The organism is Brevibacterium sp. 'Marine', assembly GCF_012844365.1.
Classification (GTDB): Bacteria; Actinomycetota; Actinomycetes; order Actinomycetales; family Brevibacteriaceae; genus Brevibacterium.
Genome location: NZ_CP051626.1, coordinates 1,790,366 through 1,815,902, shown reverse-complemented (window position 1 = coordinate 1,815,902; position 25,537 = coordinate 1,790,366). Strand labels below are relative to the sequence as shown.

17 protein-coding genes and 1 tRNA gene are annotated in these 25,537 nt (G+C 65.3%); 10 read left to right on the top strand and 8 right to left on the bottom strand.

Going from position 1 to position 25,537, the window contains the following annotated elements:
• Positions 1-102: 102 nt before the first annotated feature.
• Genes HF684_RS08130 through HF684_RS08110 form a run of 5 tightly spaced genes read left to right on the top strand, consistent with a single transcriptional unit; the run spans position 103 to position 5,113 of the window.
• Positions 103-600, top strand: a complete 498-nt coding sequence (locus HF684_RS08130) for a DoxX family protein (protein WP_169252090.1) — start codon at positions 103-105, stop codon at positions 598-600.
• Positions 593-1,933, top strand: coding sequence for a 3-phosphoshikimate 1-carboxyvinyltransferase (gene aroA / locus HF684_RS08125; protein WP_348981443.1), 1,341 nt, complete (start codon positions 593-595; stop codon positions 1,931-1,933). Before HF684_RS08130 ends, aroA begins: the two co-directional genes overlap by 8 nt.
• A gap of 1 nt (position 1,934) precedes the next feature.
• Complete coding sequence (locus tag HF684_RS08120; protein ID WP_211168094.1) at positions 1,935-3,047, top strand: ribosome small subunit-dependent GTPase A; 1,113 nt, start codon at positions 1,935-1,937, stop codon at positions 3,045-3,047.
• 9 nt (positions 3,048-3,056) lie between these two features.
• Positions 3,057-3,848, top strand: coding sequence for a histidinol-phosphatase (gene hisN / locus HF684_RS08115; RefSeq protein WP_169252089.1), 792 nt, complete (start codon positions 3,057-3,059; stop codon positions 3,846-3,848).
• Positions 3,848-5,113, top strand: coding sequence for an aminotransferase class I/II-fold pyridoxal phosphate-dependent enzyme (locus HF684_RS08110; protein WP_169252088.1), 1,266 nt, complete (start codon positions 3,848-3,850; stop codon positions 5,111-5,113). Before hisN ends, HF684_RS08110 begins: the two co-directional genes overlap by 1 nt.
• 195 nt (positions 5,114-5,308) lie before the next feature.
• Here HF684_RS08110 and HF684_RS08105 read toward each other — a convergent pair whose 3' ends face one another.
• Complete coding sequence (locus HF684_RS08105; RefSeq protein WP_169252087.1) at positions 5,309-5,857, bottom strand: YceI family protein; 549 nt, start codon at positions 5,855-5,857, stop codon at positions 5,309-5,311.
• 205 nt (positions 5,858-6,062) lie between these two features.
• Here HF684_RS08105 and HF684_RS08100 point away from each other — a divergent pair.
• A tRNA-Met gene (locus tag HF684_RS08100) sits at positions 6,063-6,136 on the top strand.
• Between the two features lie 285 nt (positions 6,137-6,421).
• Here HF684_RS08100 and HF684_RS08095 read toward each other — a convergent pair.
• Positions 6,422-9,442, bottom strand: coding sequence for a UPF0182 family protein (locus HF684_RS08095; protein WP_248279174.1), 3,021 nt, complete (start codon positions 9,440-9,442; stop codon positions 6,422-6,424).
• Complete coding sequence (locus tag HF684_RS08090; protein WP_169252086.1) at positions 9,442-10,581, bottom strand: S16 family serine protease; 1,140 nt, start codon at positions 10,579-10,581, stop codon at positions 9,442-9,444. The genes HF684_RS08095 and HF684_RS08090 overlap by 1 nt, the downstream gene beginning before the upstream one ends.
• Positions 10,582-10,752: 171 nt before the next feature.
• Between HF684_RS08090 and HF684_RS08085 the strand changes: the two genes are divergently transcribed.
• Positions 10,753-12,180 carry a zinc-dependent metalloprotease gene (locus HF684_RS08085; RefSeq protein ID WP_169252085.1) on the top strand — a complete coding sequence of 476 codons (1,428 nt, stop codon included), beginning with the start codon at positions 10,753-10,755 and terminating at the stop codon, positions 12,178-12,180.
• Complete coding sequence (locus HF684_RS08080) at positions 12,181-12,735, top strand: NUDIX domain-containing protein (RefSeq protein ID WP_169252084.1); 555 nt, start codon at positions 12,181-12,183, stop codon at positions 12,733-12,735.
• On the opposite strand, the gene HF684_RS08075 is transcribed toward HF684_RS08080, so the two are convergent.
• Entirely contained in the window at positions 12,719-13,270 is a 552-nt protein-coding gene (locus HF684_RS08075; RefSeq protein ID WP_248279173.1) for a M48 family metallopeptidase, read from the bottom strand. The two genes, HF684_RS08080 and HF684_RS08075, sit on opposite strands and share 17 nt — an antisense overlap.
• Before the next feature lie 557 nt (positions 13,271-13,827).
• Between HF684_RS08075 and HF684_RS08070 the strand changes: the two genes are divergently transcribed.
• Positions 13,828-14,730 carry a hypothetical protein gene (locus tag HF684_RS08070; protein ID WP_169252083.1) on the top strand — a complete coding sequence of 301 codons (903 nt, stop codon included), beginning with the start codon at positions 13,828-13,830 and terminating at the stop codon, positions 14,728-14,730.
• Here the strand turns inward: HF684_RS08070 and HF684_RS08065 are convergent.
• Positions 14,707-16,746 (bottom strand): ATP-dependent DNA helicase UvrD2, encoded by a 2,040-nt coding sequence (locus HF684_RS08065; protein ID WP_169252082.1) that lies wholly within the window; start codon positions 16,744-16,746, stop codon positions 14,707-14,709. The two genes, HF684_RS08070 and HF684_RS08065, sit on opposite strands and share 24 nt — an antisense overlap.
• Entirely contained in the window at positions 16,743-17,720 is a 978-nt protein-coding gene (gene nudC, locus HF684_RS08060; protein WP_169252081.1) for an NAD(+) diphosphatase, read from the bottom strand. The genes HF684_RS08065 and nudC overlap by 4 nt, the downstream gene beginning before the upstream one ends.
• A 138-nt stretch (positions 17,721-17,858) precedes the next feature.
• Between nudC and HF684_RS08055 the strand changes: the two genes are divergently transcribed.
• Complete coding sequence (locus tag HF684_RS08055; RefSeq protein WP_248279172.1) at positions 17,859-19,091, top strand: aminoglycoside phosphotransferase; 1,233 nt, start codon at positions 17,859-17,861, stop codon at positions 19,089-19,091.
• 2 nt (positions 19,092-19,093) lie between these two features.
• On the opposite strand, the gene HF684_RS08050 is transcribed toward HF684_RS08055, so the two are convergent.
• Complete coding sequence (locus tag HF684_RS08050) at positions 19,094-22,273, bottom strand: ATP-dependent DNA helicase (RefSeq protein WP_169252080.1); 3,180 nt, start codon at positions 22,271-22,273, stop codon at positions 19,094-19,096.
• On the bottom strand, positions 22,273-25,521 hold the full coding sequence (locus HF684_RS08045; protein ID WP_169252079.1) for a PD-(D/E)XK nuclease family protein: 3,249 nt from the start codon (positions 25,519-25,521) through the stop codon (positions 22,273-22,275). Before HF684_RS08045 ends, HF684_RS08050 begins: the two co-directional genes overlap by 1 nt.
• Between the last annotated feature and the right edge of the window lie 16 nt (positions 25,522-25,537).

Sequence of the window (25,537 nt, the reverse complement as noted above, 5' to 3'; positions counted from 1 at the left end):
TCGAATGGCTTCGCCCTGTACAACATCGGGTCGGCGTCCCACTATTCCCACCTCAGCAGTTATGCTTGCCAGTGAGATGACCGCCACGTAGGAAGGACCACTGTGTCTCCCATTCGCCTGATCGCACGGCCCATGCTGGCCGCCGGCTACATCCTCAACGGCGTCGAACGACTGCGCAAGCCGGAAGCGGCTGCCGCATCGGTCGGCCCGCTTCTCAACCAGGCCCGCAAGCAGGCCGACGTCCCCGTCGACGCAGTGACTCTCGCCCGCGCCACCGGTGTTGCGCAGGTCGCAGCAGGTTCGCTGCTGGCCATCGGGCGATTCCCCCGCCTCAGCGCTTCGATCCTCGTCGGCACCTATCTGCTCGACACCGTCGGTGAACGTCTGTCTGCCGACAAGACGACGTCGAAAGAGGAGAAGAAGGTGCGCAACGAACGCACTCTGCTGCGCACCTCGATGCTCGGCGGCGCTCTGCTCGCCGCAGTCGACACCGCCGGACGACCCGGCCTGTGGTGGCGCACCCAGCACGCGGCCGAAGACCTGTGGTCGAGCGTCGAAGACACCTCGAAGCAGGCCCTGAACGCACTCGGAGTTGACTGACATCTCCACGCACACTCCCCCGGTGACCGGCGACTGGCAGCCGCCGGTCGCCGGTTCCGCCGTCTCTGCCGCTGTCTCCGTTCCCGGTTCCAAGTCTCTGACGAACCGCTATCTCATCCTCGCGGCCCTGGCCCGTTCCGGCTCCGACCTGACAGGGTGGCTGCGCAGCCGGGATACGCTGCTGATGGTCGAAGCCCTGCGCCGCCTCGGTGCCGTGATCGACGAAGACGGCGATGAGCTCCACGTCGAGCCGATTCCCTTCGCCGGTTCGGATGCGCACGCGCGCGATGGTGGGCCGGATTCTCCGATCACCATCGACTGCGGTCTCGCCGGAACCGTCATGCGCTTCATCCCTCCGCTCGCGGCGCTGACGGGACGTGAGATCGTCCTCGACGGTGACGAGCAGGCCCGGGTGCGGCCGATGTCCGTGACGATCGACTCGCTGCGGGAGCTCGGTGCTTCGATCACCTCCGCCGCCGGCACCCTGCCGATGACGATCCATGCCGACTCGCAGCTGCGCGGCGGCCACCTCGGCATCGATGCCAGCGCTTCGAGCCAGTTCGTCTCCGGTCTGCTGCTCGCCGCGCCTGTCATGCCCCTCGGCCTCGAACTGACCAACACTGCTGACACAGTGCCCAGTCGGACGCATGTGGACATGACGATCGAGGTCCTCCGCGATGCCGGCGTCGACATCAGCGAACCCGAACCCGAACGCTGGATCGTCGAACCCGGACTGCCGCGCGGCCTCGACGTCCAGGTCGAACCCGACCTCTCCAATGCCGCCGCCTTCGCCGCCGCAGCCGTTGCCACCGGCGGTTCCGTGACCATCGCCGCATGGCCCGCGCACACGACGCAGGCCGGAGACGGCTTCCGCGAGATCGCCGAAGCCTTCGGTGCGACGGTGCGCCTCGACCGAGACGGACTGCATGTGCAGGGCCCGGAGACTCTCACCGCCGTCGACCTCGACCTGTCGGCGGTCGGCGAGCTCACCCCGGTGGTCTCGGCCCTCGCGGCACTGGCCGAAGGCACGTCGCAGCTGCGCGGGATCGGACATCTGCGCGGACACGAGACCGATCGCCTGGCCGCTCTGACTCGGGAGTACGGTTCCATCGGCGTCGACGTCGTCGAGCACGCCGATTCGCTGACGATCACCGGCGCCACGCAGCTGCGCCCAGCACTGTGGCACACCTACCACGACCACCGCATGGTCATGGCCGGCGCCGTCCTCGCCCTGCGCAACGACGGAATGGTCATCGAGAACGCGGGCACTGTGGCAAAGACCCTCCCGGCCTTCACCCAGCTGTGGGAAGCCATGCTCACCGCCGGAGCCTGAGATGGCGAAGATCTTCCGCGATGAGGACTATCGTCCCCGACCGAACCGACGCGGCTCACGCCCCCGGACGAAGAACCGTCCGGATCACAAGGATGCAGTCTCCGGTCTGGTCACTGCCGTCGATCGGGGCAGGTACCGCGTCATCCTCGCTGACGACGACGGGAACTTCCCCTCGGCTCCCCCGTCCCGGAAGAAGGGGAAGCGATCTCGGCGGGTCGCCTCGGTGACGGCCGTGCGCGCCTCCCACCTGCGCAAGCAGGCGATCGTTCCCGGCGACATCGTCCGCCTCGTCGGCGACACCTCGGGGGCCGAGGGAACGCTGGCCAGGCTGGTGGAGGTCACCGAGCGGCAGACCCTGCTGCGCCGCAGCGCCGATGACACCGACCCGACCGAGCGCGTCCTCGTGGCCAATGTCGATGTCATGGGCATCGTCACCGCCACGGTGGACCCCGAACCCTCGTTCGGTCTCATCGACCGGGCCCTCGTCGCGGCCTTCGACGCGGGGATCACTCCCCTGCTCATCGTCACGAAGACCGATCTGCACCCGGCCACGGAACTGAGGCAACGGTTGTCTGCTGCCGGAGTCGACATCGTCGAATCCTCCATCGACCCCGATGCCGCGCCGAGCGATGACGCCGTCGCTCGGTCGAGCGCCGAAGATTCGGTTGGGGCCGCGGCCGATCCCCACGCCGAGGTGGCCGAACACCTCCGCGGACGCATCAGCGTCCTCGTCGGCCATTCCGGGGTGGGCAAATCCACCCTGACCAACATCCTCGTGCCCGCCGCCGACCGGGCGACGGGCCATGTCAATGATGTCACCGGACGAGGCAGGCACACCTCGTCGTCGGCCGTGTGCCTGCCGTTGGAACGCGGCGGATGGCTCATCGACACCCCCGGAGTGCGCAGCTTCGGACTGGCCCATGTCGACCGGGAGACCCTGCTCTCCGCGTTCCCGGAACTCGTCGACGCCACGGCCGAATGCCCCCGCGGCTGCACTCACCTCGCCGATTCACCCGGTTGTCGCCTCGATGACTGGGTGGCCGACGGCAAAGCCGGCCCGGGAGGAGTCTCACGGCTGGAGTCCCTGCGCCGGCTCCTGCCGTCGACTGGATAGGCTGGAGGCATGAACGACCTCGACCTGGCGATCGACCTCGCCGACCTCGCCGATGCCATCAGCCACCCGCACTTCCGGGCACAGGACTTCGCTGTCGAAACCAAACCCGACCTGACTCCGGTCACCGAGTGCGACCGTGCGGTGGAGAAGACGATCATGGATCGCCTCACCGAAGTTCGACCCGCCGACAGCGTACTCGGTGAGGAATTCGGCGCGCACGGGCAGTCATCGCGACGGTGGATCATCGATCCCATCGACGGAACGAAGAACTTCGTGCGCGGGGTTCCTGTCTGGGCGACGCTCATCTCGCTCTACGACGGTGACCAGCCGCTGCTGGGAGTGGTCTCCGCTCCCGCCCTCGGACGCCGGTGGTGGGCGGAAGCGGGCCACGGCGCCTATGCGACCGAGCTCGGGTCCCCGGCCGAGCGCATCAGCGTGTCTTCGGTCGACTCTCTCGCCGATGCGTCCCTGTCGTATTCGTCGCTGTCGGGCTGGAAGGAGCTCGGCATCCTCGATGAGTTCCTCGGCCTCTGCGATTCGCTGTGGCGCACTCGCGGATACGGCGACTTCTACTCCTATATGCTGCTGGCCGAGGGTGCTGTCGACCTCGCCTGCGAACCCGAACTCGCGCTCTACGATATGGGCGCGCTCGTGCCCATCGTCCTCGAGGCCGGAGGCACCTTCACGAACACGGCTGGTGTGCCAGGGCCGTTCGGCGGCAATGCGCTGGCCAGCAATTCTCGCCTCCATGAAGCCGCACTCGATCGGCTCGGGCGTGTCGCCCCGGCTGAGGTGTCGTGATGCCGGACATCATGAGGGCCCCGCTGTGGCATTCGATGGCCGATTCTGCAGGTCTGACGAATCCTGACGGGTCGATCGGTGAGACCATCTACGGCCAGATGACGAAGTTCGCCGCTGAGGTCGGCGCCGTCAATCTCGGGCAGGGCGCTCCGGGCACGGACCCTCCGGATGCGCTCATCGCCGCCACGGCCGAGGCGATGCGAGCCGGATTCAATCAGTACGCCCCCGGTCAGGGCTTCCCACAGCTGCTCGAGGCGGTGGCCGCTCAGCGCGGTCGTGATTTCGGTCAGCGGGTGGATCCGGGCGAGGTGCTCTACACTGCGGGTGCCACGGAAGGCCTGACAGCTGCGATCCTCGCGCTGCTGCCGCGGGGCGGCTCCCTCGTCGCCTTCGAACCGTTCTACGACTCCTATCCGGCAGCGATCGCTGCCGCCGGCGGAACTCTGCACACGGTGCCGATCCTGCCGGATGGCCATGGCGGGTTCGCCCCTGATTGGGATGTCTTCGATTCCGTCATCGCCGAGGTCGCGCCTGAGATCATCCTCGTCAACACTCCGCACAATCCCACGGGGTTCATCTTCTCCGCTGCAGATCTCGCCCGGATCGGTCGAGCAGCCGCGGCGGTCGACGCCTGGGTGGTCTCCGACGAGGTCTACGAACAGCTCGTCCTCACCGATCAGGGGCATGTTCCTCCCGCCGTTGCCATCGAGGATTCTGCACGGGTCGTCACGGTCTCCTCGGCGGGCAAATCCTGGAACACCACGGGATGGAAGATCGGCTGGGTCATCGCTCCCCCCGAGGTTCGTCAGGCCATCCAGACGGTCAAGCAGTTCCTGTCGTTCACGGCCGGCGGCCCGATGCAGATCGGGATGGCCGACATGCTCACCGGTGATTCGCTGTTCGTCGCCGAGAACCGTGCTTCGCTGCGGGCACGCGCCGAAGTTCTCGTGCCCGCCTGTCGCACCGTGCCGGGTGCCGACGTGTCCATTCCGCGGGCCGGGTATTTCACGGTGGTGGACTTCTCTGCGCTGACGGACCTCGATGCGTTCGAGCTCAACGATCTGCTGGCCAGGGAATACTCCTTGGTCGGGATTCCCGTGCCTGCTCTGTGCAGGCCAGGCAGCCCGGCTTATGAGGCGTATCGGTCATCGATCCGGTATTCCTTCTGCAAGTCCGTCGCAGACGTCGACAAGGGCGCCCAGCTGTTCATCGCCCTCGGCGGGCATCTGCGGGAGCACCCGGAGGCTCTGCGGCAGAGACGATGAGCATCACCCGCTTTCGTGGTCGAGGCAGAATGAGTTCCTGATACGAGGAAGGCACAGGAGTCGCCGCGCCGAAAGACGCCAGGAGGGGCGAACCGCCGACGCGGTTCGCCCCTTCTGTATCGGGCGGCGGCGCTGCCCGCTGAGTCTTGCTCCGTGTCGGCGCACGCGCCGATCAGCAGCCCAGCTCAGGTCAGATCAGGCCTTCACGAGCTCGAGCTCGAGTTCGATCTTGATCTTGTCGGAGACGAGGAGCTCGCCGCCTCCGAGGACAGCCTCGAAGGACATGCCGAAGTCCTTGCGGTTGACGGTGGCGGTGGCCGAGAGACCGGCGACCTGGTTGCCGTTCGGGTCGGTCGCAACGCCGGCGAACTCGGTGGCGAAGGTGACTTCCTTGGTCACGCCGCGCATCGTCAGCTCACCGACGGTCTCGAACTCATCAGCGGCGTCGGCCTTGATCGCGGTCGACGTGAAGCTCAGCTTCGGGTGTTCTTCGGCCAGGAAGAAGTCGCCGCTTTTGAGGTGACCGTCGCGCTGTTCGTTGCGGGTGTTGATCGAGTCCGCAGAGGCCTCTGCGGAGACGATGCTGTCTTCGAGTGTCTCCCCGACATTCACGCTGCCGGCGATCTCTTCGAAGTGGCCGCGGACCTTCGACACGCCTGCGTGGCGAGCAGTGAAGGTGAACTCCGAGTGGATGGGGTCGATGTTCCAGGTTCCGGCGGCGAGTCCCTGAGGCAGAGCAGTCATGATTTCTCCTTTTGGTTGAAATTTGAAGTACAAGAATGACTATAGTTCAACTTTCAATCATGTGCAAGCCCCTCGGACTCGCCCTCCGGAAGTACTGCAATGCAGCCTCAGGCCTTGCAGGTGAACGGCAAGTGACCATGTGGCGGAGGTCACCTGTCTTCGGTTTGGCCGCCAGGTGACCCCTCGTGTAGAGTTAAGAACACGCCGCGGGGTGGAGCAGTTCGGTAGCTCGCCGGGCTCATAACCCGGAGGTCGGGGGTTCAAATCCCTCCCCCGCCACGATAGCGGCAGAACCCCCAGTCAGTTCTCTGACTGGGGGTTCTTCTCATTCACCGCACGCGTGCCCCGATTCCCCGCCGACCGCTCGACTCAGCACCGACCGCTCACCTCATAACGCGGTACAGCGACGACAACTCGAGCGCTCGGCGATTCGGCAGTAGGCCCCAGCCGATTCTGCTTGTGTGAGAACGACGAACGCCCCTGGGATGTCCCAGGGGCGTTCGTCGCAGAAAGCCCGAACTCGGTCGGCACGGCCTCTCAGCGCCGTACCGGTTCGCCTCAGACTCAGTTGCCCGAGTCGCCGCCTTCGTCAGCTGGCTCCGAGGCGGGAGCGGAGGACCCCTCGCCCGCCGCGTCCTCGGCCAGTGACGGATCAGCGGCCACGGCATCCTCAAGCGCGTTCTTCAGCCGATCCTGAGCCTTTCCGTACTCCGCGAAGTCGCCGTCCTTCAGTGCGGCATCGGAATCCTCCATGGCCTTCTTCGCTTCCTGCAGAGCGTCATTGAGGGCCTTGTCCGGAGAACCGGAGTTCGAATCCGCGTCCTCGCCGCCGGAGGTGGATCCGGATTCGCCGTCCCCGCTGTCCTCGGTGCCGGCATCGCCGGCCGAGGCACCGGAGTCTCCCCCGAACACCTGGTCGAGCGCCTCGTCGAGGGTCGGAGCGAATCCGATGTCCTCGCCGAAGGCCACGAGCACGTGCTGCAGCAGCGGATATGAGGTCTCGCCCGCAGACCGGACGTAGACCGGCTGGACATAGAGCAGGCCGCCGCCGATCGGCAGAGTCAGCAGGTTGCCGTTCTCGACTTCGGACTCACCCTGACGCAGCAGGTTGAGGCTGCGCTGCACATCGGGTGCGGTGTTGAAGTTGTTCTGCGCCTGGCCCGGTCCGGGGACTGTCGTGTTGCGCGGAAGCTGCAGCAGTCGCAGCTTGCCGTAGCCTTCGGCGGTCTCACCCTTCTTGTTTCCGGCATCGGCATCTGCCGAGAGGAAGCCGGTGAGGTTGTTCCGCGACTGTCCCTCGGACGAACGAGCAGGAATGTACGAGCTCGTCAGCGAGAACGACGGAGACTGCTGGCCGGGCATCTGCAGGGTCATGTAGAACGGCGGCTGCGTGAGTCCGCTGCTGGCCTTCGTCGTCGGATCCGTCGGCAGAGTCCAGAAGTCCTGACCGGAGTAGAACTCACTGGCGGAGGTGACGTGGTACTTCGTGAGCAGATCGCGCTGGACCTTGAACATGTCCTCCGGATACCGGACGTGGCTCATCAGATCACCGGACATCTCCGAGGAGGACTTGATGAGTCCGGGGAACACCTTCATCCAGGTCTTGAGAACCGGATCGTCCTTGTCCCACTGGTACATGTCGACGGAGCCGTCATAGGCGTCGACGGTGATCTTCACCGAGTTCCTGATGTAGTTGACCTCATCGTCCGGCAGAGTCGCCACCGAATTCGGAGCCGATGCCGTGGTCGAATCCTCGGTGGCCTGCTGAAGCGGCTGCGGTGTCGAATACGGGTAGTCCTCGGCAGTGGTGTAGCCATCGAGGATCCACTTGATCTTCCCGTCCACGACGGCCGGGTACGGATCGCCGTCGACCTTGAGGAAGGGAGCGAGCTTCTCCACGCGTTCACGCGGATGACGGTCGTAGAGGATCTGAGATTCGTCGTTGAGAGCGTCCGAGAGAAGGATCTGCTCGTCCTGGAACTTCAGAGCGTAGGCGAGACGGTTGAACACGTTGCCCACCGACGGTCCGCCGTCTCCGGCGAAGGTGCTGTTCACCTGACCGGAGCCGCTCTTCTCATCGGAGGGATAGTCGAGCTCGCGTGGAGTCGCACCCTTCGGCGCACCGACGATCGAGTAGTCCGGCGACGACTCGCCGAAGTACACACGCGGCTCGTATTCGGGGAAGTCGCCCTTCGGCGGGATGTCCGATTCCATGAACAGCGGTTCGCCGTCCGGGTTGCGCTGGTTGCCGTTGGCCGCGACCACTCCGAAACCGTGGGTGTAGACGATGGCCCGGTTGAACCAGCTCTGGTTGTTCACCGAGCTCGGAGCCAGCTCACGCACGGAGATGACGGTATCTCGCATCTCTCCGTCGATGTCGTAGCGGTCGACATCGAGCTTCTGCGGGAACGAATAGTACGGGCGCACCTGCTGCAGCTGGCGGAAGGTGTCGGAGACGAGATTCGGGTCCAGCAGACGGATCGAGGCCGCGGTCTCGGCGTCCTTGCGCAGGTCCCCCTTCTTGCCGCTGGTGCTCGGTTCGTAAGGTGTCACATCGATGTCATCGAAGTCGAATGCTTCACGAGTGGCATCGATGTTGTGCTGGATGTACTCCGACTCTTTGCTCTGCTGTGAGGGGTTGACCTGGAACTGCTGGAGCAGCGCCGGGTACGCGATGATCGAGACGCCGCCGAGCACGATGAGAGTGAGCGTGGCGATGATCGAGATCCGCCAGTTTCCCTTCCACGCGGTGTAGACGAACAGCAGTGCCACCAGGACGGCCGCGATGGCGACGATCGCCATCGCCGGCAGGGCGGCATGGTCGTCGACGTAGGTGACGCCGGGGACGATTCCGCCGGCAGCAGTCATCCTGTCGTAGCGGGAGAGCCACAGCCGACCGGCCTGAACGATGATGAGGACGGCCACGGTGATGCCCAGCTGCCACTGAGCGGCCTTCGTCAGGATGACGCCCTTCTGCTCCCCGGGACGGATTCCGCCGAAGAGGTAGTGGGCGACGAGGGCCGCGATGAGGGCCATGAGCAGAGCCATGCCCAGCTGATTGCCGATGAGTCGCAGCCCGGGCAGGACGAAGACGAAGAACGACTTGTCAAGGCCGAACTGAGCATCCTTCGAACCGAATGACGTCGAGTTGATCCATTCGAGGACCGTGTTCCAGTTCGCCGAGGCGGTGATGCCAGCGAGGACGCCGATGACCGCGGGAATCGCGAGCGTCGCAACCCGACGCAGCGGTTCGATGGCCTCGCGATAACGGTCGAGATTCTCCTGTCGCGGAGTCGTCGGCGCATAGACGGGACGATGCCGGTAGGCCAAGTGCAGGCTGAGCCAGACCGGAACTGCCATGAGGATGAAACCGCCGAGGAACGTCAGCCCGCGGGTGAGCCACATGGTGCGGAAGACCTCCGCAGCGTCGATCTGGCGGAACCACAGCACCTCGGTGTAGACCTGGGTGAAGGCGATGAAGGCGATCAGCAGGATCGCCACAGACACGAGGGTGAGCAGCAGCGGCGAACGTCTTGGCCGATTCGCCGGCATGCGTGCGGAGGTGGGTGAGGACGAGGTGCTCACTACTGCCCTTTCTCATTGTTGTCGGCACCGTCGGCGGGACACTTCGGCAGATCCGAAGCGTTGCCGGCGGCGTACTGCTCCACGGTGGTCTGCGCGTCATCGAGCGTGTCGATGCGCGCCACCGTGATCTTGGATTGGTCTGCGGCGGCCATGACCTCCGCACAGTTGTCGGCCGGTGAGAGGAACAGCGTCGCCCCCTTCGCGGTGGCCGCGGACACCTTCTGCCGAGCACCGCCGATCGGCCCGACCGCGCCGTCGGGGGTGATCTCCCCGGTGCCGGCCACATGCTTGCCGCCGGTCATCGCACCTGGGGTGAGCTCATCGATGATGGCCAGAGCGAACATCGTTCCGGCGGAGGGCCCTCCGACTCCGTCGACATTGAATCTCACGTCGACGGGGAACTCGAAGTCCTGCTTCATCGTGATGCCGATCGCCTTGCGGTCGTCGACCGTTCCGGGAGTCAGACTGATCGTCTTCGTCTTCCCGTCGCGTTCGATGCCGAGCTCGACGGAATCAGATTCCTGTACGGTCCTGCTCATGATCTGCGCAGCTTCGGGGTCGGAGTCCAGCTTCTTTCCGTTGACCGACATGAGTCGGTCTCCCTTGCGCAGCTTGCCCTGCGCCGGAGCATCGGCGACGACCTCATCGACCGACAGATGCACGGTATACGCCTTGCCCATCTGCTCCATCGCGGCTGCGACAGCGACGTCTTGGCTCGAGGACATCTCGACCGCATTCGATTCGGTCACGTCCTCACGCGTGGTGTCCAGCGGGTAATACGCCTCCGTGGGCACCACGGTCTGGTCGTCGCTGATGAGTGCGCCGAGCGCCTGAGAGGCAAAGACGTCACGACCGGGACCGCCGCTGACGGCGACCGTGAGCATGTCGATGCGACCTGCCGTCGGATAGGTCTTGGCTCCCGAGACGCTGATCATCGGATCGCCCTGGTAGTCGCCGAGGGTGTTGAAGACCGGCCCCGGCAGCTGAAGCATATACGGAACCGGAAGGAGCACGGCCAGCGCGATGAAGACGTAGGTCAGGACGCCCGAAGTCGTGGCCAGACGTGGGTTCCGTCGTCGTCTGGTGCCGCGTGTCGGTGCCGGTGACGCCGGCACGGCCCGAGGGGCGTTCTCTGTCATGTAGTCCTTTCGCTGCACCGCCCCACCAGTCTAGTTGAAACCTCAGCATGAGTTTCACAGACTCCTTTCGCCCGGTGCGAACATCCTGCGAAACCTCCCGGAATTGGGAAGCTTCGCACATTCGGAACCGTTAACGTTGATGTCAAACCGATTCTTAGGGGCTGTAGAACAATGACCGATGACAACAACAACGAGCAGAATCCGTTCGAGCAGATCTTCGGAATGCTCTTCGGCGCCAATGGTCCCGGATCCGGTCAGGGAGACGACAAGAACAGCTCGGGCATGCCGCAGGGCTTCTCGATCGATCCGGCGATGATGTCCACGATCATGAGCCAGATGCAGGGGCTCTTCGGCCAGGGCGCCGATCCGCAGGCCCAGGCCGTCTCGATCGCCGAGAAGGCCGTGCCGACCCCCGATCCCTCGATATCCGAAGAAGCCGAGCGGGCGACGACCGATGCGTTCCGTCTGGCTGAACTCTGGCTCGCCGAGGCGACCGACTTCTCCGTCGCCAATCGTTCAGCCCGTCCCCTGCGCCGCACCGATTGGGTCAAGGAGACGATGCCCGGCTGGCAGAAGTTCGTGCTGCCCATCAAGGAGAACATGTCCTCGGCCCTGACCGATACGCTCGAGTCCCAGGTTCCGGCCGAGATGAAGGGCATCCTTGCGGGTGCTTCGTCGATGTTCGGATCGATGAGCGATTCGATGTTCGCCATGCAGATCGGTCAGGCCGTCGGAGCGCTGTCCGAAAGCGTGCTGACCGGCACCGAGGTGGGACTGCCGCTGCTCCCCCACGACACCGCTGTGGTCATCGAGAAGAACGTCGAGTCGTTCGCGTCCGAGATCGACGTCGATGCTTCCGAGGTCCGCATCTACCTTGCGGCTCAGGAGCTCGCCCACCTCGCGCTGTTCGAGCGCGCCCCGTGGCTGAGTGCCCAGGTCGAGACTGCCCTGACCCGTTATGCCCAGGGTCTGAAGGTCGACACTTCGCAGATCGAGGACATGGCGTCGAACATCGACCCGTCGAACATCTCCGACCTCAGCGACAACATCCGCCAGGGACTGTTCAACCCGCCGACGACCGATGACCAGAAGAAGGCCCTGACGTCATTGGAGAATCTCCTCGCCGTCATTGCCGGGTGGGTCGATGTCGTCGTCTATGAGGCCTGCAAGCATCTGCCCGGTCGCGACCAGATCCGCGAGGCTCTGCGCCGTCGCCGGGCGACCGCGGGGCCGGCCGAGAAGACTTTCTCAACCCTTGTGGGCCTCGAGTTCAACCCCCGTCGCCTCCGCGATGCTGCCGCGCTCTTCGCGTACCTCGAGACGCAGGGCGGCGCCGAAGCCCGCGATCGCGTGTTCTCTCATCCGGATCTGCTGCCGACCACGCAGGATCTGGACGACCCACTGGGATATTCCGAACGTCGCCATGCCGAATGGACCAACGAATCGAGCATCGATGAGGCCCTGTCCCGCATCCTTGCCGAGGGACTCGAGGGAACCGGCGGCAATGACGCACAGGCGGCCGAGGGGTCGGAGGATTCGGATTCCGATGCTTCCGAGTCGACCGACGATGATGGTTCCGACGATCCCGACGGTCGCTGAATGATCGACCTCGACACCGCCCGGCAGGAAGTCGATAGTGGGCCTCGGAATTCGTTCTCCGCGGCCTTCACGGAGCTCTTCGACCTGCAGGGCTCCGCGTCCCTGCGCCGTTCCGGCGGTGAGCACCACGTCACAGCCAGCTGCCTGGTCGTCGACCCGACTGCCGAGGCAGTCCTGCTCAACCACCACCGGAAGGCCGGGCTGTGGGGGCAGTTCGGCGGCCATCTCGAGTCCGACGATGCCTCACTCCGTGGTGCTGCGCGCAGGGAAGCGGAAGAGGAGAGCGGTCTGTACCCGCTCGATCGAGTCACGGCCGCACCGATCGATCTGCATGTGCACGACCTGTCGGCCGCATTCGGGGCCTGTACCCGACATTTCGACGTCGTCTATGCGGCCCAGGCGTCGACAGACGATTCGCCACATGTCTCGGACGAGTCCTTCGACGTTGCATGGTTCCCGTTGGGCCGCCTGCCCGAGAACCTCATGCCCGATCTGCCGAAACGACTGCCCGGCCTCTTCCGCTCCGCCGCGGCAGCGCTCATCTCCCGCGGCTGAATCGCTCCCCGTCGCTGAAGCCCTCGAGGTAGAGTTTCGCCTCCGACTGCCGCGGATGCCGATCTGCCAGCTCGTGGAATTCCTTCGAATGCGGGCCGATCTGCAGGTGGACGAGCTCATGGACCACCACGGTCTCCAACACCCAGCGCGGCACCGCCTGCAGTCGATGCGAGACGCGGATGTCACCCGTCGAGGTCGTCGTCGACGCCCATCTGCTGACATTCTGATTTCTCACCCAGCGGATCGACGCCGGCCGCAGTCGGCCGCCGAAATAGCGTCGATTCATCTCATCAGCCAGATCGACGAGGTCGGCATCCGACGAATGGTCGCGAGCGGAGAGGCGATTGAACAGGTCCGTCAGCGACCGGATGTTGTGCTCGACGCTGTAGCGCACGGGAGTGCGCAGAACGTAGGTCTCGATCTCCTTTGAGACGGCGACGGTCTTCTTCCGCCTCGGCGATCGGCGCACTTCGATCTCGCCGCGCGCGATCGCTCGCAACACCTCTTCTTCGCTCCACCGCTGTGCTCTGCTCACTGGACCATCATAGGAAACGTCACTGACACGGTGACAGCGTCGCTGGAATGGCTCTCAACACGGACGAGCTTCCGACCCTCGAGTTTGTGAGTTTCCTGAGTCTGTCGAAATCTCGGGGTCGAATCCCCCGTCCACAGGCGCCTCGGCGATCGCCTGCCCCGCAGAACAGGAGCTGATCCGACCCCGGCGCCTGGTTATCAACAGCTATGCCGGCATTCAAGGCGCCTTTCCTCCACAGACCGCGCGGCGATTCCCACAGCTTATCCACAAGCTGTTGACGTATCTGTGCATGACGATGCATTGACGCGGCGGCGTTTGCGGAATAAATTCTATGCTTGACCCCGGAAAACCCGAGGATGCGTGCGGAAGGGGAAGCCGCACGAGTCCTCGCGAGCGCCTGGGGCACTATGCGGCTGAGGGCATGTCGGGACACGTTTCCCGGCCTGTCCTCAGCCGTTTTTCCACAAGGTTATCCACAACTCGTGCCCTGCCGTGGCTATTCCGTCTCGCGTTCACTACCGTGGAAGTCTCCACGATGCCGAGGCGAAAGGGCCGAGATGTTCAGGATCTTTCCGAGTGTTCCCATCACATGGCGGTCGTCCTCATGCATCCAGTTCGGTGCCGAGGATCCTGTGCTCATCGATGGTCTGCTGCCTGGCGACGCCGGTCTCATCGAAGATCTCCGCCTCGGCATCGGCTCGGCTCAGTTCTATGCGCGCGCTCAAGAGCTCGGGGTCGACCTCAGTCGGGCAAGCTCTCTCATCACGCTGCTCGGTGAGGCGAAGGTGCTCGTCCCCGACGATGCGGACACGGGTTCGGTGCCGAAGGGATCACCGGTGTTCGCCGCTGCGCGTACATTCGATCTGTCGCCGGATCGCGTCTCACAGGTCCTCGGATCCCGGCCGGTGCTGGTCACCGGTCCACTGCGTTCCCATGTCGACGGTCAGCTGGCCGCACTCGGATTCGCCGTCGCCACGGCCCACCGTGTCGAAGAACTCGACCTCATGACAGCTCCGCTGGTGGTCACGAGTTCGCATCTGGTTCCCGATCTCAATTCCGCTATGTGGCTCAGTGATCGCGAGGTCGATCACTGCCAGGTCGTCCTCGGCGAGCAGTCTGTGGAGATCACGGGACTCATCCGTCCCGGGTCGACGCCGTGCTCGGTCTGCTCCTGCCTGCACAGGAAGGACCGCGATGCCGGTTGGCTCGCTCAGCATCCGCGTCTGCGCGCCCTGCCCGATCGGGAGAGCCTGAGCGATCCCGCAGCCCGGATCCTCGGCGCGGCTCATGTCGTCCAGATGCTTCGTCACGCTCTGCTGCGACCCGAATCGGCACCGATCCGTCGGGTGGTCACCTTGGACATGGGAGAGGTCACAGACACCGGACTGAGCTTCCACGATCGCTGCCAGTGCCGCACACCGGTCCCCGACTTCGGGTCAGTCGCCGAGCAGGCTCAGTAGGGTGGTTCCGTAGAGTTCGAGCTTGGTGGCGCCGATGCCGGGGACTCGAGCAAGTTCGTCGAGATTTCGGGGACGGACCTCCGCGATAACAGACAGCGAGGTGTCCGTGAGCACGAGGTACGGCGGCAGTCCCTGCTCCATCCCGATGCGCACCCTCCACCGGCGCAGACGGTCCAGCAGCTCGAGGTCGATGTCAGCGGGACAGTCGGAGCACCGTCCGACGGCACGATCGATCTGCGAGACCAACGCCCTGTTGCATCCGCGACAGCGGTTGAGCGCCGCCGAGCTCGACGCCGCGCGGCCGTCTCCCAGCGACGGTCCGGTCTGACCGAGTTCGCCGAGGAACCGGGAGGACCTCCGCGGTTTCTGTTTGGAATCGAATCTGGCCAGTGACCAACTCATCCGCAGGTCTGTGCCGGCGCGAGTCAGTGCCACATAGAACAGGCGCCGTTCTTCGGCGATGGCTTTCGGTGTCTGGGCGTAGCTGATCGGCAGCAGACCCTCGCTGAGGCCGACCAGGTGCACGCTGTCCCACTCGAGGCCCTTCGCAGCGTGGAAGGACGCCAGAGTGACCCCTTCGATGTCCGGAGCGAATTGGTGCTCGGCACGGTCCGACAGGTCACTGAGGAAGACCTCCATGGGCACGGGGAGCTCCTGCCCGCGCTGGTGTTCCTCGGCGAGGTCGACGAGGGCTTTGAGCGACTCCCAGCGCTGTCTGCCGGCTCCGGCCGCGGGCGGCTCCCGAGTGAACCCGAGCGAACCGAGAACCTCCATCACGGCCTCGGGCAGACGCTGCCCACTTGAGGTCGCACGTGCGGCTTTGAGCATGAGCACGGCTTCTTTGACCTCTTTGCGTGCGAAGAAGCGTTCTCCGCCACGCAGCACATAGGGAATTCCGGCCGCGGCCAGCGCCTGCTCATAGGCGGGACTCTGACCGTTCGTACGGAAGAGGACCGCAATGTTGCGAGGACGACGTCCGGCTTCGATCTCTGCAGAGATCGATCGCACGACACCGGCGGCCTCGGCTTCGTCGGTGGGATACTCCACCATGCGCGGCTGCCGGCCCATCGGGTTGTCGGTCCGCAGCGTCAGTGCGGTCCGGGAGGTGTGCCGCAGCAGATTGTTCGCCGTGGACACGATGGCCTGGGACGAGCGGTAGTTGCGCACCAGACGAATAGTTCTGGCGTCGGGCATCGCCGTGCTCAGTGTTCCGAGCAGGCTCGCGTCGGCTCCCGCGAAAGTATAGATGGTCTGGGCGGGGTCGCCGACGACACAGAGATTGTCGCGGGGCCCCAACCATCGGGAGAGCACATCGAATTGAAGCGGCGAGACGTCCTGGAACTCATCGACGACGAAGTGCCTGTACTGGTCGCGGATCTCGGCTGCGATCGCCGGGTGCTCTGCCAGGACACCCGAGAGTACGAGGAGCACGTCGTCGAAGTCGAGCAGCCGTCCTCGGGTCTTCGCCTCTCCGTAGGCCTCGAAGATCCGCACCATGTCCTCGACGCCCAGCTGACCAGGGAGTTCGCGGGCCGCCGCCTTCGTCGCATAGTCGTCGACGCCCAACAGGGAAGAAGCTGCGTATTCGATCTCCGAGGCGACGTCTCTGGTCAGTTCCCGACTGGTCTCCATGCCGAGACTCTGCATGACCGAGCCGATGATGCCCGCCTTGTTCTCGATGATCCGCGGAAAGTCTCCTTCGGCGAACCGGTCCCAGAAGAAGCGCAGCTGGCGCAGTGCCGCGGAGTGGAACGTGCGGGCCTGAACCGCGGGGACGCCGAGGCCGCGCAGTCGTGAGCGCATCTCCCCCGCCGCCTTCGCGGTGAAGGTCAGAGCCAGGACGTGGTTGGCCGGAAACACCTCGGACGCGATTCCATAGGCGATCCGGTGAGTCATCGCGCGGGTCTTGCCTGTGCCGGCACCGGCGAGGACGATCACCGGTGAGTCGAAGTGGGTCGCGACTGCGCGCTGTTCGGAATCCAGGGCCTCGAGCAGGGCCGTGGCCGAGGCGTTCATTCGTTGTCCAACCAGCTGTACAGGAGCTGCCCGGCGATGGAGATCGTCGACGGAGCGCGCACTTGACCGTCCGCGATGGCACTGTGCAGCTCCGCTCGAGTGAACCAGCGCAGGGAGGCGATCTCCGCCTGGTCTGCGGCGAAGTCCCGGCGGGGAGCCGCTGCCGAGAACCCGAGCATGAGCGAACACGGAAACGGCCACGGCTGGGAACCCAGATACCGGGGATCGGTGACCTCGAGATGGGCCTCTTCCCAGATCTCCCTGACCACGGCGTGTTCGAGGGTCTCACCGGGTTCGACGAATCCGGCCAAGAGCGAGTACCGGTCGGATTCCCAGGCGGCGTTGTTGCCCAACAGGACGCGTTCGACGCCGTCCTCATCGGTGTTGACGATGACGACGATGACGGCTGGATCGGTGCGGGGGAAGTGTTCGCTTCCGGTCTCCAGGTCCCGGCGGACCCATCCGCCCATGACTGGGCTCGTCGGAGTGCCGGTGCGTGGAGAGAACCGGTGTGCGCGATGCCAGTTTCCGAGACCCACGATCTCGCAGGCCAGGGACACCTGCACATCGTCGAGGGTTTCGGCCAGGTGGCGCAGGGGCAGCCAGATGGGTTCGGAACTGTCGATGCCCTCTCCCGGTGCGGTCAGCTGATCGGTGGCGTCCCGGGCGCGCGAGGCCTCCAGTCGGGCGTCGATATGGCTGCGACCGTCATCGTCCAAGGACACTCCGATATACCGAGTGCCGCGTGGATCACGGCCGAGGTAGACCTCCGTCTGTCCCTCCGGCACCAGTTCCCGATCCGTCAGGAAGAGTCCCCCGCCGGCGACGAGCAGGGTCCCGCGGTGTTCGAAGACGGCTCGGGCTCCCGAGGCCCAGATATCACTGAGATCGCCGTCCTGGCCCCGAGTCAGATGGTCGCGATCGATTCCGTGACGGGCGAGGCTGATCGGCTGCACCGGAGGCAATGGCTTCATATCCTCCACGATATCCCAGCGTCCTGACTCAGCGCCCGCGAGCGCAGGTACCCGACAGGTCGGCGAATGTCGCCTCGACAGACACGCTCGACGGCGAGTCCCGTGTCTCAGCCGAACCCAGGCGGTAGATTGGGGAAGGTGGATACCAAGGCGCTCAAGTTGACTGCGATCGCGGCGACGATGCTCGACGGCTTCGTCCCGACGACATGGACACCCCTGCCGCCGCTCGACGCCGGAGTCAGAGTCCTCCTCGGCGACGACGATCAGCAGCTCGTCGCAGCGGCCCAGACACGACTCGATCGCTCCGCGGACATCGGTTCGGCCGCAGAGGCCGGACGAATCTATGAGACCTTGTATCCGCACGCAGACTTCACCTGGCCGCGCCTGCGGGCCATCACCGAGGTGGACTCCGATTACTTCGACACTGCCACGCCGACGACGGTGACATTGGCCGATCCGCTCCCGGGCGCACCCCTCGGTGATGTTCCCATCGCCGATACGGCACGGGCCAGTTCGTTTGCGCAGGCTCTGGCGACTCTGCATTCGGCCGCGCCCGAGCCCGTCTCCGATGCGGGATTCCCTGTGGAGGATCCCTCGCGGTCGCAGTTCCTCATCCTCGAACGACTCGATCAGGCGGCGAGCACCGGTCGAGTGCCGTCGTCTCTGCTCCAGCATTGGGAGGAGGAGTTCGAAAAGGTCGCACTGTGGCATTTCCTCGCCACACCCATCCACGGCTGTCTCGATGAGACGAGTGTCTACACCGATCAGGAACGGGTGCTCGCTCTTGCTGAGATCGGCCGTCTGCGCGTCGCCGACCCGGCCATCGATCTGGCCGCGGCATCGGCACTGATCGATCCTGCCGCCCTGCCGACCTTCTACGAGGAATACCGCAGCTCCCGGCCCCGCGCCGATGAGCACGTCATCTCCCGTGCCGAGCTGTTGGCCGAATTCGCGGTGGTCGACTGGCTGCTCGAAGCAGTCGACTCCGGGGATGAGACGGCCGTCGAGGACGCCGCAGCGCTCCTCACGTCATTCGATGAAGTCCTGTTCGGCAGCGCATCCGATGGACCCACCTCTGCTCACGGACCTGCCACGGACTCCGCTTCCGGGCCCGTCGACGAAGCAGACGACGCAGCAACTCGCAGTTCGGCATCAGCGACTGCAGCAGCGGGTGCCGATGCCCCTGATGTCGAAGCCGCGATCACGGAGACCGAGTCCGCCGATGTGTTCATTCCACGAGCTCAACCGACGGCCACATCGTCCGAAGATGATTCGGAGTTCGATTCCGAACCGGGCTCGCAGGTGAGGACCGAACCGACTCGGGACTCCGACGACCCGGAAATCGGCGACGACACCGGCAGCAGCCGCTGATCTCAGTCGACGTCGTTGGCTTCGAGCCATTCGACGACGTCGTCCTCATCAGGCAGATCGGTGAACCGCACAACCTCATCACTGCCGACGAAGTAGAACGTTCCCGTCACCTCGGCGATCTCCGGATGGACGCGCAGAATCGCGAACCGGTAGAGCGCGAGCTGCCATTTCATCACCTCGAGCACCGCGGCATCGGGTTTCTTCGAGGTCTTCCAGTCCACGACCTCGGCGTGGTCCCCGGTGATGAAGACAGCATCGATCTTCCCCGGTACCCGGAATCTGCCGAGGACGAGTTCGAAGGACATCTCCACATGATCGGCTCGACGAGTCGCGAACTCGGAGGCTGAGAACGTCGCTTGCAGCCGTTCGACCGTCGCGGCGTCGATCGGTCGCACCGATTCGTCCTCTACGACGTCGATGCTCGACTGACCGAAGTGCTGTTCAACCCAGGAATGGAAGGTCGTTCCGATCTCGGCTGCCCGACTCGGCGGGGTCGGTATCGGGCGCAGGGTCTGCGTCCGGAAGCCCTGCGGGTCTCGTCGCCATGCGACCAGAGCCGTGGCAGACAGGCGGTCGGGCATCGCGGCCGCGGATACGGCTTCGGGGCGGTCACCGATGCGCAGGGCCTGAGCAGCGTAGCGTCCGATCACGCCTGGAACCTCGGCCAAGGACTCCAAGCTGACTTCGGGGCTTGCTTCCACCCAGTCCGCGGCTCGCTGTGCGGCGGCGACCTGCCTCGTGCGCGGTACCGGCCAGGGAGTGGTCTCGATCCGGTCCTCTGCCGATTCGTCTGCAGGTTCCGGAGTCTCCACCTCCTGCCCTGAGGCTTCGATCGCTTCGGTGAGGAAGGGCGACGGGGCATCGGGCACGGTTCGCGAACCCATCAGCTCCGCCCCGAGCCACAGATGCCTCTTCGCACGGGTGAACGCCACATAGGCCAGTCGCCGCTCCTCCCCCACGTGCGCGTCGGCGATCCGAGGCCGAATGAAGTCTCCGATCCACTCGTCCAGCTCCTTCTTCGTCTCGAATTCGGCTTCCCGCAGATCGAAATCGACGAGGTGGGCGCGATCGCCGCGCAGCGGGTACGGCAGCGCAGTGCGGTCCATCCACCCCTCTTTGTCCCGCGGTTCGGTCGGAAAGTCCTTGACCACCAGGGAGGGAACGGCCACGGCGTCGAACTCCAGCCCCTTCGAGGCGTGGACGGTCATGATGTTGATCGCGTCGGCTGCCGTCGTCGGTTCGGCGACGCTCAGCGCATCATGGGATTCCATGAGGCTGAGCCAGGACAGGAAGCCCGAGATCGAGGGCTTGTCATCGGTGGCCGAGTACTGACTGGCAGCGGAGAGGAACGCGTCGACGGAGGCTCGGTGCAGATTGCGCAGCGAGCCGCTGAGTCCCCAGATGTCAGAGTCGATTCCGGTCTCGGACATCGCGGTGCGGATGATCGAGCTGACCGTGCCCGTGCCGGATCGGGTGGCGCGCAGCGCGCGAGCCAGACGGACCAGACGATGCAGCCCCTCGGTGCTCAGACCGGACCGCTGATAGTCGGCGACGAGACCCTTGTCCGCCCCCGTCCGAGCCCCCTGATCGAGGGCTCGCTGCACGTCGATGAGTTCATCGACGCCTTCGACGATCGTCGCCTGGTCGATGGCTTCGGCGACGACCTCCTCGGTGTCCGGCTCGGCTCGCTCCGACGCTCGTCTCTCGGTCTGGCGACGAGTGAAGGTCTGCAGCCCCGCGATGTCACCCGCACCGAGGCCGAGCATTCGGCCGCTGATGAGCCTCATGATCTCGTCGCCGGCCATCGGATCGACCGCGGCCGTGAGCACCGCACGCAGATCGGCGACGAAAGGGTCGGTGAGCAGCCCGGAGGACCCGTGCACATGAACCGCGAATCCGGCCGCTTCCAGCGCCGCCGCCACCGGTGCGAAGTGGGCGCGTTTGCGACACAGCACGGCTTTCGACGATCCGGCGGGGATGGTGCCGAACCATTCCGTCAGGGCGCGCAGCCCGGTGGTGAGGAATTCGGGATCGTGGGCACCCGAGCTGATCTCGACGCTGACTTCGCCGTCGCCGGCACCGTCGCGGGCCGACAGCGGAGTCTCATCGCTGTCGTCGAGGCCGGCGGCGATGCGGTTGGCCACCTGGAGGATCGAGCGGTCGTTGCGCCAGCTTGTGCTCAGCGACAGAGACTCGACATCGCGGAAGTCCGCGGAGAACCGGACCATGTTGTCGGCACTGGCGCCTCGCCAACCGTAGATGGCTTGGCGGGGATCGCCGACCGCGGTGACGGCGGTGGAGGCGAAGAGGTCGCGCAGGAGCGTCAGCTGAGCCACCGACGTGTCTTGGAATTCGTCGAGGAGGACGATCTTCCACCGGGCTCTCTCGGCCTCCGCTGCCGCCGGCACCTCGTCGATGATGCGCTGAGCGAAACGCACCTGGTCCGAGAAGTCCATGGCCAGATTGCGTCGCTTCGCACGCATATAGGCGTCGGCCAGTCGAGCCGTTCGGATCTTCGCTTCGAGTTTCGCCCGTCGTCCGTTGGGATCGATGGGCTTTCCTTTGCTCGACACCAGAGCGGCCAGGCACTGTTCGAGATAGTCGGTGACCTCATCGACGTCTCTTCCGTGATCATTCATCTGCCCGGCCAGCGCGATGATGTCGGCGATCATCGTCTCGCGGGAGAAGTCTCCGGGGATCTCCTCCGGTGGAGTCGCATCGATGAGATTCCCGGCGATGGTGTGTGCCGCAGCGTCGTCGAGAAGGACCGTCTCGGGTTCGATGCCGATGCTCACACCGTGTTCGCTGACGATCGATGCGGCATAGGAGTTGTACGTCGACACCGTGGGGTTGTCGAGGCCGGGCAGGGACAGGTCCTGTCCGTGTCCGAGATTGTGCCGCAGACGGGAGAGGAGCACGCGAATGCGCCCGCCGAGTTCTCCGACGGCTTTGCGGGTGAAGGTCAGGCCGAGGATCTCTTCGGCAGAGACGAACTCGTTGGCGACCAGCCACACCACGCGCTGCGAGATGACGGTGGTCTTTCCTGAGCCCGCCCCGGCGGTGACCTTCATCGACTGTGCGGGGTCGGCTTCGATGATCACCTTCTGCTCCGGACTGGGTGGGAAGGCCTGGGCAGGATCGGCTGCCGTGAGTTCGGCGAGCTGCTCGGCGGTGAAGCGCATCAGTTCTCCTCCAACATCTTCGGACCGATCGCGGGGCACGACGAGCGGACGGGACAGGACTGACATTTCTGCGGCTCCACCCGGGCGGGGAAGCTCGCGGCACGCATCCTGCCGGACACGTCGTCGATGAGTTCAAGTGCCCAGTCAGGATTCTCATCGACGTCGAGCGCCGACTGCTCCCGGACTGTGCGGGCGGACTTGCGCAGGAACACGAGTTCGGCCCCGAAGGCGTGTGCATCGATCTCCTGGTCCTCACCGATGCGGATGGTGCCGGAGTTGATCGCTTCCTGGTACACACCCAGCTGAGCGTGCCGGTCCATCTCCTTGCCCGGGACGACGTTCCGTCCTGTCTTGAAGTCGACGATGCGCAGCCCGCCCTCGACTTCCTCGACCCGGTCGAGTCGACCGGTGACCTTCCATTCGCGACCGTCGGCGTCGACGCCTGCTGCATAGACCTGTGCTTCGACGCCGACCAGACGACCGGGGGTCGTCTTGATGTACTCGCCGAGGCGGTCGGCCATGCTCATCGCCACATCGAATTCCCGCTCACGCTCCCACTCGGCATCGAAGTCCAGAGACGCGAACTCCCCTTCCACGAAGCTGCGGATCGCGGAGGTCGGTCCTTCCGGATAGTTCTCGGCTGCGGCGTGGATGATGGTTCCCAGGCTCTGCGCTGTCGACATCGGGCGGTCCCCGCCGTGGCGGGTGAGGAACCAGCGCAGGGAGCAGTCGGTGAATGCTTCGACCTGGGACGGTGAGACGCGGACCGTATCGGAGTCGGTGAACAGCGGCTCGTTCGTGGTGATGTCCTCTGCCTCGCGCCACTGCGACGGTGGCTCGACCACTCCACCGGCATTCGACAGCGCCCGCATCAGGGCGGCCCAAGACTGTGTCTCGGAGTCCTGAGTCTCAGAGTCTCTCTGGTCTTCGGCAGTGCCGAGGGGCGAATCCGCCGATGCCGAACCCGAGGACTCGCCATCGGCTGCTGCGGCCGAATGCAGCAGTTGGGCGCGGGCATGGGCGGCCATCTCCGGCAGCGTCAGCGGCGGAAGCTCATCCTCGTGGGTGATCGCATAGCCGTCACCCGCATCGGTGCCCTCGGCCGAGCCTGCGGCGAGCACGTCGAAGAACGGGGACGGTTCGGTCTCCGCATCGGTGACTGCGGTGACGATCGCTCGCTGCTGGGCCCGGCTGAGCGCGGTGTAGAACAGCTCACCCTCTTCGCGCAGGTTCGTCCTTTTCGCATGTGCGTGGTAGCCGGGATCGCCGGTGACCGTCTCACCCGAGTCGAGCACCGCCGTGAGATCGGTGAGACCGAGGATTCCGCCGCGCAGCTTAGGATTCGGCCAGACGCCGTCGTTGACCTCGGCGATGATCACCAGAGGCACACGCATATGGGCCAGCGACGACGGAGTTCCCACCAGGACGTGATCGGCGAACCCGGCGGTATCGGCCAGGGAGTCCTGGGCGATGTCCTGTTCGGCGACGATGCCGGCGAAGGAGCGCGCAGTGAATCCACCGCGGTCAGCGATCTTCTCGGCCAAGGCGAACAGTCGCAGCACCGAGTCGAGATAGCCGTCGACTGCCGATTCCGGGTCGCGCAGCGCTTCGGTCTGCCATCTTTCCGCGACGCCGGCTGCATCCCAGATGGTCCACAGCGCCTGGTGGGGGTCGCTCGTGCCGACCTCCGCCGCGGCGTGGAGCATTCGTGAGATCGTGGCGAGTCCCTGAGGGGACGATTCATCTATGGGGCTGCGCAGTGCCTGCGCCAGCGAAGCCGTGCTGCTGGGCGCAGGGAACCGCCTGCGGACGGCTCGACGGAAGCGGCGGATCTGCACGGGATCGAGGCGGACGTAGATGCTGCCGGCCAGCGTCAGCGCGAGTTCCGCGATCGACTCGTCATCATCGAAATCCGGAGTGGCCGACAGCAGGTCCAACAGCGGTGCGGTCGCCGGGTCGACGTTGAGCGGCTGCATCAGGGTGGCGATCGAGACCCCTGCGGCTCGCAGCTCGTTGGCGATCACACGTGCGCTCGAGGAATTGCGGCAGATCAAAGCGACATCAGACCACGCGTGGCCCTGTTCGACGAAGTTCGTGATCCGCCGGGCCAGATACCGATGTCCGGAGGCGCTGCCTTCGAACACGTGCGTCTCCACGGGCGCCTCGGCCGCAGCCGCAGGTGAGGTCTCGTCCTCCTCCGGACGCGGGCGCGGCATGTGACCGGTCGACCAGCGAGTGGTGATCCTGGCCCCGAAGCCGTCGATGACCTTCGCCAACGCAGTCTCGACATCCCACTGACGGTCGAGGACGACCGTCTCGAACGCCGCATCGTCCGAGGCTCGGTCGATGATCGACGCGTCCGCACCATGGAATCGCCCGGTCACCGTCTCGGGAGAGCCGAACAGAGCGATCGCACTCCCCCTCGCCCGCAGCTGTTCGAGGATTCCCCAACTGGCGGCGGGGAAGTCCTGAACACCGTCGGCCAGGACCACGGTGGGCACCCGATCGGGAGCAAAGGTCCACGATCGGCCCGCGGTCACCTCGGCGGGTTCACGGAAGATCTCGAAGGCGGCCAGCGCCAGCACGGTCGCGGAGTCGATGCCCCCGTAGCCGGGCATGGACATGATGCCCAGGTATTCATCGAGGATCTCGGCCACGGCCTGCCACCGCGGATCGGGGTTGTCTGCCAGGGCACGGTCGAGGGCTCCGCGACCGAAGTCGAAGACATGCTCGGAAGTCTCGGACGACGCCTCCGGCATACGTATTCCGAAGTCGAATTCCATCACGCGGTTGAGCGCGTCGCGGACCTCGGTGCGGAAGGCAGAGGTCGACCGCACCTCGGCCGTGATCTCCGACGGCCACGCCGGGCCGCGGGAGCGACCGAGTTCGTGACCGGCGAGGAGGTCGGCGAGGAACACATCCTGATCGGCCCCTGAGATGAATTCGAGGTCGTCCCCGGTCCGCGTCGTATGTGCGGCACGGGCGATCCCGTACGCGAATGAGGCCAGGCTGCGGGCCGGAGCCGAGGACAGGACAGCATCGGAGGGCAGCGGGAGACGATTGCGCAGCACATCTGCGTGGTCACGATCGGGAGTGAGCACGAGGACGGATGCCGGCTCGACCGTCGCCACCAGCTGTGCATAGACCGACTCCAGCAGAGTCGTCTTCCCGGTTCCCGGTCGCCCGATGATATTCAGGCAGCCACCGGAGAGCAGAGTGCTGCCCATTCGCTGCGTCATCTCATCCATACTCGTATTCCATCAC